This is a genomic window from Kitasatospora sp. NPDC004240 (assembly GCF_053603215.1).
In genome coordinates this window covers 51,732-62,301 of record NZ_JBSGFD010000030.1, presented here as the reverse complement: position 1 = coordinate 62,301, position 10,570 = coordinate 51,732, and the positions used below count along the sequence as shown (strand labels likewise).

7 protein-coding genes are annotated in these 10,570 nt (G+C 76.1%); 5 read left to right on the top strand and 2 right to left on the bottom strand.

Features of this window, described 5'->3' with window-relative positions:
• Together ACWEQL_RS11055 and ACWEQL_RS11050 are read left to right on the top strand one after the other, a co-directional pair.
• Positions 1-1,567, top strand: a 1,567-nt coding sequence (locus tag ACWEQL_RS11055) for an ATP-binding protein (protein ID WP_452149915.1), incomplete at its 5' end; no start/stop codon positions are given.
• Between the two features lie 68 nt (positions 1,568-1,635).
• Positions 1,636-4,068: an ATP-binding protein gene (locus tag ACWEQL_RS11050; RefSeq protein ID WP_452149914.1), complete on the top strand. Its 2,433-nt coding sequence runs from the start codon at positions 1,636-1,638 to the stop codon at positions 4,066-4,068.
• Positions 4,069-4,137: 69 nt separating this feature from the next.
• Here the strand turns inward: ACWEQL_RS11050 and ACWEQL_RS11045 are convergent, their stop codons facing one another.
• Together ACWEQL_RS11045 and ACWEQL_RS11040 are read right to left on the bottom strand one after the other, a co-directional pair.
• Entirely contained in the window at positions 4,138-4,512 is a 375-nt protein-coding gene (locus tag ACWEQL_RS11045) for a hypothetical protein (protein ID WP_452149913.1), read from the bottom strand.
• A 69-nt stretch (positions 4,513-4,581) separates the two neighbouring features.
• Positions 4,582-5,151 carry a TetR/AcrR family transcriptional regulator gene (locus tag ACWEQL_RS11040; protein WP_452149912.1) on the bottom strand — a complete coding sequence of 190 codons (570 nt, stop codon included), beginning with the start codon at positions 5,149-5,151 and terminating at the stop codon, positions 4,582-4,584.
• A gap of 253 nt (positions 5,152-5,404) precedes the next feature.
• Here ACWEQL_RS11040 and ACWEQL_RS11035 point away from each other — a divergent pair, with 253 nt between their 5' ends.
• Genes ACWEQL_RS11035 through meaB form a run of 3 tightly spaced genes read left to right on the top strand, consistent with a single transcriptional unit; the run spans position 5,405 to position 10,505 of the window.
• Entirely contained in the window at positions 5,405-7,288 is a 1,884-nt protein-coding gene (locus ACWEQL_RS11035) for a methylmalonyl-CoA mutase family protein (RefSeq protein ID WP_452149911.1), read from the top strand.
• Positions 7,285-9,489, top strand: a complete 2,205-nt coding sequence (gene scpA / locus ACWEQL_RS11030) for a methylmalonyl-CoA mutase (RefSeq protein ID WP_452149910.1) — start codon at positions 7,285-7,287, stop codon at positions 9,487-9,489. The genes ACWEQL_RS11035 and scpA overlap by 4 nt, the downstream gene beginning before the upstream one ends.
• 11 nt (positions 9,490-9,500) lie before the next feature.
• On the top strand, positions 9,501-10,505 hold the full coding sequence (gene meaB / locus ACWEQL_RS11025) for a methylmalonyl Co-A mutase-associated GTPase MeaB (RefSeq protein ID WP_452149909.1): 1,005 nt from the start codon (positions 9,501-9,503) through the stop codon (positions 10,503-10,505).
• Positions 10,506-10,570 lie beyond the last annotated feature (65 nt).

Below are 10,570 nucleotides of genomic sequence, written 5' to 3'. Positions count from 1 at the left end.
CGCCGCCCTGGACGGCATGCCGCTGGCCATCGAACTCGCCGCCGCGCAGTGCTCGGTGCTCTCCCTCGGCCAGCTCGCCGCGCACGTCGAGGACCGCCTCGCGCTGCGCGGCGGCGAACGCCTCGGCAACCCCCGCCACACCACCCTGCGGGCCGCCATGGCCTGGTCCTTCGCCCTGCTCACCCCCGCCGAGCGGGAGGTCCTGGAGACGCTGTCGGTCTTCGAGGGCGGCTTCGGGCTGGAGGCCGCCCGCGAGATCACCGGCGAGGCCGGGCAGGGGGACGCCATCGGCCTGGTCACCCACCTGGTCCGGCTCGCGGCCAAGTCCCTGCTCGCCGCCTCCGACGACGACCCCCGCCGCTACCGGATCGCGGAGACCGTGCGCCACTACGCGGCCGAGCACGCCGACCCGGACCGCCTGCGCCGCGCCGGGCAGCGCCACCTGGCCTGGGCCACCCGCCTGGCCGACGAGGCGTACGAGGGCCTGCGCGGCCCGGCGGCCCGGGAGTGGACGCGCGTGCTCGCCGAGGAGACCGGCAACCTCCGGGCCGCCCTGGACACCGCCGCCCGCACCGGCGACGCCGACCGGGCGCTGCGCATCGCCACCGGTCTCTCCGGCTTCTGGTACCGGCGCGGCCAGACCACCGAGGGGCTGCGCCACCTGGCGCCCGCCGTCGCCGACCGCACCGGCCGTCCGGGGGTGCCCGACCACGCGCTGCTGGCCCGGGCGGCCGGCGGCCTCGCCCTGCTGCAGTACCTCAACGGGGACGGCGAGGCGCAGCTGGCCGCCCTGCGCAAGGCGGGTTACCACGCCGCGCTGGCCGAGGACCCGCGCACCGGCGCCTGGGTGCTGGCCGCCACCGCGCACGCGGAGGCCCTGGCGGGCGCGGACGGGCCGGCCGTGCGCCGGGCCGCCCGTGCCCTGGACCAGGCCCGGGCGCACGGGTCGCCGCAACTGGTGGCCGAGGTGCTGCTCTGCGTGGGGGACGTGGAGCTGCTCGCCGGCCGCCACGACCGGGCGGCGGGCCACCTGGAGTCCGCGCTGGTCACCGCCGAGGGCTGCGGCTACGGGCTGATCGCGTCCATCGCCCGCTGGCAGCTCGCCAAGACCGACCTCGAACGCGGCCGCCCCGACCGGGCGGCCGCCACCGCGGCCCGGCTGGTCGAGCTGACCTGCGCCGAGTCCGACACCACCTTCTGGCTGCTGGGCCTGGCCACCCTCGCCGCGGCGCTGTTCCGCTCGGGTCACCACGGCCGGGCGGCGGAGCTGGACGGCGCCGTCCGCGCGCACGGCGCCCGCACCGGTCTCGCCCCGGAACTGGTGGACCCCGACGGCCTGGGGCGCCAGCTGCGCCGGCTGCGCGCCGGCATCGAGGCGTCGCTGTACGCCCGGGCCGCCGAACGGGGGCGGACCCTGACGGTGGACCAGGTCATGGAGCTGGCCCGGGCCGACGACGCCGGCGGCCTCGACCGGCGTGACGGCTTCGGCGGTCTCGACAACATCGGCGGCCTCGACAGCACCGGTGGTCCGGGCGGCCGCGTCGCCGGGCGGTCGTACGCCTGCTGACCGTCGTGCGGGCGCTCTCCGCCGTCCGTCGGCCCGGGCGGGAGCGGCGGTTTCCGTACAATCTGCGGGTGATCGCACAGGACGCCGGTTCAGCCGCCGGCCCGGAGACCTTCGGCGTCCGGCTGCGCGCGCTGCGGGAGCGGGCCGGACTGACCCAGGAGGAGCTCGCCGCCCGCGCGGGCCTGAGCGTCCACGCGGTCAGCGCGCTGGAGCGCGGCGCCCGGAGCAGCCCGCACCCGCGGACGGTCCGTTCGCTGGCCGATGTGCTGGGGGCCTCCGGCGAGGACCGTGCCTGTCTGCTGGCGGCGAGCCGCCGGCCGCGGACGGAGGTACCGGCGGCGCCGGCCGTGGCCGTGACCGTCCCCCGGGCCAGGAACGGCGAGGACACCGCGGGCCCGGGGGAGGCCCGGCCGTCCGCCGCGGGCCCGCCGGTGCCCGCCACCGCCCTGATCGGCCGTGAGGAGGAGCTGCGCGAGCTGGCCGCACTGCTGCGCGACCCCGGCTGCCGGCTGCTGACCCTGACCGGGCTGGGCGGGGTCGGCAAGACCCGGCTGGGCGTCGCGGTGTGCGAGGAGCTGGCGGGGGAGTTCGAGGAGGGGCCGGTCCTGGTGGCGCTGGCGCCACTGGACGACGCCGCGCTGGTGCTGCCCGCCGTCGCCCACGCCCTCGGGGTGCCCGCCGCCGACGGCGCCGACCCCGAGGCGGCGCTCGTCGAGGCGCTGCGGCCGCGCCGGGCGCTGCTGCTGCTCGACAACGCCGAGCACCTGACCGCGGCCGCCCCGGCGCTGGCCCGGCTGGTGGCGGCCTGCCCGCTGCTGACCGTCCTGGTCACCAGCCGGGCCGCGCTGCGGATCCGCGGCGAACGGGAGTACCCGGTGCGCCCGCTGGCGCTGCCCGCGCCCGGCGCCACCGCGGTGGGGGAGATCGCCGGCGCCCCGGCGGTGCGCCTGTTCGCCGAGCACGCCCGCTCCCTCGCCCCGGGGTTCCGGCTCACGTCCGGCAACGTCGGGGCGGTCGCCGCGACCTGCACCCGGCTGGCCGGCATCCCGCTGGCCCTGGAGCTCGCAGCCGCCCGGATCCGGCTGCTGGACCCGCACCAGCTGCTCGCCCGGCTGGACGCGGCGCTGTCCGCCCCGGGCGCCCGGGACCTGCCGGAGCGCCAGCGCACCATGCGTGCCGCGCTCGACTGGAGCCACGACCTGCTCGCCGGGCCCGAGCGGCGGCTGTTCCGGCGGCTGGCGGTGTTCCGCGACGGCTTCACCCTGGAGGCGGCGGAGGCGGTGGGCGCCGGCCCGGACGGCGCGGCCGGGGTGCTCGACCTGCTCCAGGTGCTGGCCGAGCAGTCGCTGCTGGTGGTGGAGCCCGCCACGTCCGGTCCGGCCCGGTTCCGGATGCTGGAGCCCGTCGCCCAGTACGCCCGGACCCGCCTGGACGCCGACCCCGCCGAGGCCCGGGAGGCCGGCGCCGCCCACGCCGCACACTTCCTGGCGCTGGCCGAGCGTGCCGCCCCCGAGTACCAGGGCGCCGAACAGGTGCGCTGGCTGGCCCTGGTGGAGGCCGAGGAGGGCAACATGGCCGCCGCGATCACCTGGGCGCTCGGCCACGGCTCGCCCGAGGCCGGGGCCCGGCTCGGCTGGGCGCTGTGGCTGTACTGGTGGCTGCGCGGGCGCCTGCTCGCGGGCCGGCGCGCCCTGGAGGCCGTCCTGGAGCACCAGCTGCCCGCCGGGCTGCGGGCGATGGTGCTGAGCGCGGCCGCGGCGATGGCCTTCGCGCAGGGCGAGCAGCAGGCCGCGCTGGCCCGCTGGCGGCGGGCGAACCGGCTGGCCGAGGCCGTCGGCGACGTCGAGGCCCAGGCGCACTCGCTGCCCGGCATCGCGCTGGCCGCCCTCGCCGACGGTGACCCCTGGACGGCCGCCCTGGTGCTGCGCGAGGCGGTCACGGTGGCCGAGGCCGCCGGGCCCGCCGGTGAGTGGGTGGGCACCCTGGTCCACGTCTGGCTGGGCACCGCCGTCCTGCTGGAGAGCGGGCCCGAGCAGGCCGTGCCGCACATCGAGCGGGGCCTGGCCGCCGCCCGCGCCCGCGGCGACCGGCTGGCGATCTACGTCGCCCTGTTCAACCTCTCCCAGGCGCGCGCCGCGCAGGGCGAGCACGAGCGGGCCCGGGCCCACCTGGAGGAGGGCATCCGGCTCTCCGAGCAGACCCGCGACCTCGCCAACCTCGCCTACTTCCTCGACGCGCTGGCGGTCGCCGAGGACACGGAGGCGCCCGAGGCGGACGGCCGGGCGGCGCGCGTCGCCACCCTGCTCGGCGCGGCCCGCGCCCTGCGCGAGAGCGTCGGCTTCGGCGTCTACGCCTACTACCGCCCGGACGAGGCCCTGCGCAAGGCGGCCGCCGCCCGCGCCCGCGACGCCCTCGGCGAGGACGCCTTCGCCGACGCCCTGGACGGGGGCCGCGCGCTCACCCTCACCGGGGCCGTGGCGTACGCGCTGGGGCGGGCGTGACGCCGGCCGCCGCCGCGGGTGGCCGTACGGGGCCGGTGTCGGCGGCCCGTCGTGCGCGCCGTTCAGCGTTCAGAGGGCGGTGAGGACGTCCTCGGAGGCGTCGTCCAGGACGAAGCCGTTGTCGAGCCGGACGCGGACCGTCACCCGGTCGCCCCGCTCCCGGTAGGCGGCCCAGCCGGGCTCCAGGGCCGCGACCTCCTCCTCCAGCCGCTTGCGGCTCTCCGCGGGCATGGTGTGGCCGTAGTCGTCGAGCAGTGACCGCAGCCGCTGGTACTCCAGCACCTCGTGGCTCTCGGACAGCCGCCCGACCACCCGCTCGACCACGCCTTCGGTGCCCGCCCCCAGCGACAGGTACCCGACGACGTCCCCGGTCGCCCCGGCGACCGCGTCACCGAGTCCGACGTCCTCCGCCAGCCGTACCCGCCGGCCTTCCGTCAAGCTCATCGAATCCTCGTTCCTCGTTCGTCGTGCCGTGTGGTGCGTACCCGACCCATGTCATCGGGCATCCTGCGGTCAGGTGCCGTGCGGGGCGATGATCCGCTCGGCCAGCTCCTTGGCGGCCGCGGCGGGGTCGGTGGCCGGGCGGGTGGCGCCGGCCGCCAGGACGCCGTCGATCAGCAGCAGCAGCTGGTCGGCGCCGTGCCCGGGCCGGGGGTGCCCGAGGGCGAGCAGTTCGGCCGCCAGGAGGCCGGTGACCCGCTCGCGGTAGCCGCGGGTGACGGCGTGCCCGGGGTGGTCGGGGTCGGCGAGGGCCAGATCGGCGGCGAGGTAGCGGCAGCCCCGGAAGTCCGGCTTGGCGACGATCGCGGACAGCTCGTCGAACACGGCCAGCAGGCGCTCGCGCGGGTCGTCGCCCGCCGCCCGCATGGTCCGCTCGTAGGCGGCCTCGTCCTCGGCGGCGCTGCGCCCGAGCACCTCGGCGATCAGCCCGTCCTTGCCCCCGAAGTGCTCGTAGAGGGAGCGGCGGGCCACGTTGGCGCCCTTCAACAGGGCGTCCACGCCCACGCCGACGCCGTGCCGGTAGGTCAGCTCCTGGGCCGCCGTCAGCAGCCGCTCGCGAGGTCCGGGTTCGGAGGTGCTCATGGGGCCAAGCCTGCCAGGCGGAGGGTGGTAGATCAACCGGTCTATCTGGGCCGATCGACCGGTCCGCCCGCCACCGCGGCCCGCACCCACCCCTATGGATCGCCGACGAACTCATCGCCCGCCTCAACCGCGGCTGAACCGCCGGGCCGCGCCGCCACCCGACACCCCTCCCCAGCTGCGGCGATCATTGAGAGGCCAAGCTCACACCCGGAGGACCTGCTGCGACGACACCGTCACGCGCTAGCCTCCGCACATGACGGTCTCGCCCGAAAGGCTCCCCCTGGCCGCCGAGTTCCCGGACGCAACCCGTGAGCAGTGGCAGCAACTCGTCGCAGGTGTCCTGCGCAAGTCCGGCGCCAACCCGGTTGACGGCGCGGCGGCGGAGGACGCCCTCTCCACCGACATCGAGGACGGGCTGCGCGCCCGCCCGCTGTACACCGCCGAGGACACCGCGGCCGACCCCGGCTACCCGGGCTTCGCGCCGTTCACCCGCGGCGGCCGGGCGCAGGGCTCGGTGCCGGCCGGCTGGGACGTCCGCCAGCGCCACGCGCACCCGGACCCGCGCCGCTCCAACGAGGCGGTGCTCGCCGACCTGGAGAACGGCGTCGCCTCCGTCTGGCTGGCCGTCGGCGGCGAGGGGCTCCCGGTCTCCGCCCTGCCGGCCGTCCTGGACGGCGTCTACCTGGACCTGGCGCCGGTCGTCCTCGATGGCGGACCCGAATTCGCCGCCGCCGCCGAGGAGTTGCTGCGGCTGTACGCCGAGCGCGAGGTGCCCGCCGCCGACGCGCGCGGCAACCTCGGCGCCGACCCGCTCGGCCTGCTGGCCCGTACCGGCCGCGACGAGGACACCGACCGGCTGCTCGACGCGGCCACCGCGCTGGCCGTCCGCTGCGACCGCGAGCAGCCCGGCATCCGGGCGCTGACCGTGGACGCCCTCGCCTACCACGACGCCGGCGCCTCGGCCGCCGAGGAGCTCGGCTGCTCGCTCGCCACCGGCGTCGCCTACCTGCGCGCCCTGACCGCGGCCGGCCTGTCCGTCGACGCGGCCTGCGGGCAGCTGGAGTTCCGCTACGCGGCCACCGCCGACCAGTTCCTCACCATCGCCAAGTTCCGTGCCGCGCGCCGCCTCTGGGCCCGCGTCGCCGACGTCAGCGGCGCGTCCGCCGACGCCGCGGCGCAGCGCCAGCACGCCGTCACCTCCCGCGTGATGATGACCGAGCGCGACCCGTGGGTGAACATGCTCCGCACCACCGTCGCCGGCCTCGCCGCCGGTGTCGGCGGCGCCGACGCGGTCACCGTGCTCCCGTTCGACGAGGCGCTGGGCCTGCCCGACGCCTTCTCCCGCCGGGTCGCCCGCAACACCCAGGCGATCCTCCAGGACGAGTCGCACCTCGCCCGGGTCATCGACCCGGCCGGCGGCTCCTGGTACGTCGAGCAGCTCACCGAGGAGCTGGCGCAGGCGGCCTGGGCCTGGTTCCAGGAGATCGAGCGGGCGGGCGGCCAGCGCGCCGGCCTCACCTCCGGCCTGGTGCCGGAGCGCATCGCCGCGACCTGGGCCGAGCGCTCGGTGGACCTCGCCCACCGCCGTGAGCCGATCACCGGCGTCAGCGAGTTCCCGAACCTGGCCGAGCAGGCCGTGGTCCGCGAGCCGGCTCCCACGCCGCTCGGCGGCGGCCTCCCGCAGGTGCGCCGCGCCGAGGCGTACGAGGCGCTGCGCGCCCGCTCCGACGCGAGCTTGGCCGGGACCGGCGCCCGCCCGCGGGTCTTCCTCGCCGCGATCGGCCCGGCGGCCGCCCACACCGGCCGGCTGACCTTCACCGCCAACCTGCTCCAGGCCGGCGGCATCGAGACCGTCTCCGCCGCCTCGGCCGACGCCGGCGAGCTGGCCGTCCGCTTCGCGGAGAGCGGCGCCGCCGTGGCGTGCCTGTGCTCCAGCGACGCGCTGTACGAGGAGCACGCCGAGGCCGTCGCCGCGGCACTGAAGGACGCCGGCGCCCGGCGCGTCCTGCTGGCCGGACGGCCGGGGGAGCGGGGCGAGGCCTACCAGCGGGCCGGGGTGGACGAGTTCGTCTTCGCGGGCGGCGACGCCGTCGCCCTCCTCACCTCGGTCCTCGACGAGATCGGAGCGGCGGCATGATCCCCGACTTCACGCAGATCGGCCTGGACGCCGCGAACGGCGCCGGGACCACCCACGAGCAGTGGCGCTCCGCCTGGGAGCGGGCCACCGGCAAGGACGTCGAGGAACTGCTCTGGCAGACCCCCGAGGGCATCGGCGTCAAGCCGCTGTACACCGGCGCCGACCTGGCCGACGTCGACTTCCTCGGCACCTACCCGGGCGTCGCCCCGTACCTGCGCGGCCCGTACCCGACGATGTACGTCAACCAGCCGTGGACGGTCCGCCAGTACGCCGGCTTCTCCACCGCCGAGGAGTCCAACGCCTTCTACCGCCGCAACCTGGCGGCCGGCCAGAAGGGCCTGTCGGTCGCCTTCGACCTGCCGACCCACCGCGGCTACGACAGCGACCACCCGCGGGTCACCGGCGACGTCGGCATGGCCGGCGTGGCGATCGACTCCATCTACGACATGCGCCAGCTCTTCGACGGCATCCCGCTGGACAGGATGTCGGTGTCGATGACCATGAACGGCGCCGTGCTGCCGATCCTGGCGCTCTACATCGTGGCCGCCGAGGAGCAGGGGGTGCCGCCGGAGAAGCTGGCGGGGACCATCCAGAACGACATCCTCAAGGAGTTCATGGTCCGCAACACCTACATCTACCCTCCGCAGCCCTCGATGCGGATCATCTCCGACATCTTCGCGTACACCTCGCAGAAGATGCCGCGCTACAACTCCATCTCCATCTCCGGCTACCACATCCAGGAGGCCGGGGCCACCGCCGACCTGGAGCTGGCCTACACCCTGGCCGACGGCGTGGAGTACCTGCGCGCCGGCCTCGCCGCCGGCATGGACGTGGACGCCTTCGCGCCCCGCCTGTCGTTCTTCTGGGCCATCGGCATGAACTTCTTCATGGAGATCGCCAAGCTCCGCGCGGCCCGCCTGCTCTGGGCCAAGCTCGTCAAGGAGTTCGACCCCAAGAACGCCAAGTCGCTGTCGCTGCGCACCCATTCGCAGACCTCCGGCTGGTCGCTCACCGCCCAGGACGTCTTCAACAACGTCACCCGCACCTGCGTGGAGGCGATGGCCGCGACCCAGGGCCACACCCAGTCGCTGCACACCAACGCCCTCGACGAGGCGCTCGCCCTGCCCACCGACTTCTCCGCGCGGATCGCCCGCAACACCCAGCTGCTGCTGCAGCAGGAGTCCGGCACCTGCCGGGTCATCGACCCCTGGGGCGGCAGCGCGTACGTCGAGAAGCTCACCCACGACCTCGCCGCGCGCGCCTGGCAGCACATCCAGGAGGTCGAGGCGGCCGGCGGCATGGCCAAGGCCATCGACGCGGGCATCCCCAAGCTGCGCGTCGAGGAGGCCGCAGCCCGCACCCAGGCCCGGATCGACTCCGGACGCCAGCCGGTGATCGGCGTCAACAAGTACCAGGTCGCCACCGACGAGCAGATCGAGGTGCTCAAGGTCGACAACTCCTCGGTGCGCGCCCAGCAGATCGAGAAGCTGCGCCGCCTGCGGGCCGAACGCGACGAGGCCGCCTGCCAGGACGCCCTGCGCGCGCTGACCGCCTCCGCCGAGCGCGGCCCGCGCAACGACGGCACCCTGGACGGCAACCTGCTCGCCCTCGCCGTCGACGCGGCGCGCGCCAAGGCCACCGTCGGCGAGATCTCGGACGCCCTGGAGAAGGTGTACGGGCGCCACTCCGGCCAGATCCGTACCATCACGGGTGTGTACCGAGACGAAGCAGGCCCCACCACCGCCGTCCAGCGCACCCGCGAGCTCGTCGAGCGGTTCGACGAGGCCGAGGGCCGCCGCCCGCGCATCCTGGTCGCCAAGATGGGCCAGGACGGCCACGACCGCGGCCAGAAGGTGATCGCCAGCGCCTTCGCCGACCTCGGCTTCGTGGTCGACGTCGGCCCGCTCTTCCAGACCCCGGCCGAGGTCGCCCGCCAGGCCGTGGAGGCCGACGTCCACATCGTCGGCGTCTCCTCCCTCGCCGCCGGCCACCTGACGCTGGTGCCCGCGCTGCGCGCCGAACTCGCCGCCGCCGGACGCGAGGACATCACCATCGTGGTCGGCGGGGTCATCCCCCCGCAGGACGTCGACGCCCTCCACGAGGCCGGTGCCACCGCGGTGTTCCCGCCCGGCACGGTCATCCCGGAGGCCGCCCACGACCTGCTGAGGACGCTGGCCGCGTCCCTCGGCCACGAGCTGTGAGCCGCTGACCCGTGGCCCGCACGATCGATCTGGACCAGTACGTCCAGGGTGTCCTCGACGGCTCGCGCGCCTACATCGCGCGGGCCATCACCCTGGTCGAGTCGGGCCGCGCCGACCACCGGGAGCTTGCCCAGCGGCTGCTGCTGGAGCTGCTCCCGCACTCCGGCAAGGCCGTCCGGGTGGGCATCACCGGCGTCCCCGGCGTCGGCAAGTCCACCTTCATCGAGGGCCTGGGCACCATGCTCACCGGGCGGGGCCACCGGGTCGCGGTGCTCGCCGTCGACCCGTCCTCCAGCCGGACCGGCGGCAGCATCCTGGGCGACAAGACCCGGATGGAGAAGCTCGCCGTCGACCCGGCCGCGTTCGTCCGCCCCTCGCCCACCTCCGGCACCCTCGGCGGCGTCGCCCGGGCCACCCGGGAGAGCATGGTGGTGATGGAGGCCGCCGGGTACGACGTCGTCCTGGTGGAGACCGTCGGCGTCGGCCAGTCCGAGACCACCGTCGCCGACATGGTCGACTCCTTCCTGCTGCTCACCCTCGCCCGCACCGGCGACCAGCTCCAGGGCATCAAGAAGGGCGTGCTGGAACTCGCCGACATCGTCGCCGTCAACAAGGCGGACGGCCCGCACGAGCTCGACGCCCGTGCCGCCGCCCGCGAACTGACCGGCGCGCTGCGGCTGTTGCAGGCCCCCGACGCCGCCTGGACCCCGCCGGTGCTCACCTGCAGCGGCCGCGACGGCACCGACCTCGACACGGTGTGGGAGCGGCTGGGGCAGCACCGGCGGATCCTGGAGGCCACCGGCGCGCTCGACGCCAAGCGCCGCGACCAGCAGGTCGACTGGACCTGGGCGATGGTCCACGACCAGCTGCTCGCCCGGCTGCGCGCCCACCCGGCCGTCCGCCGGCTCGCGCCCGGCATCGAACAGCAGGTCCGCGACGGCACGCTGACCGCCACCCTGGCGGCCGAACGGATCCTGGCGGGCTTCCACACCCCGGCCGACGCCGACCAGGCCTGACACCCCCTCACCCGGTGCCGGGTGCCCCTCCCACGGGGCACCCGGCACCGGGCTTTCCGTACCCG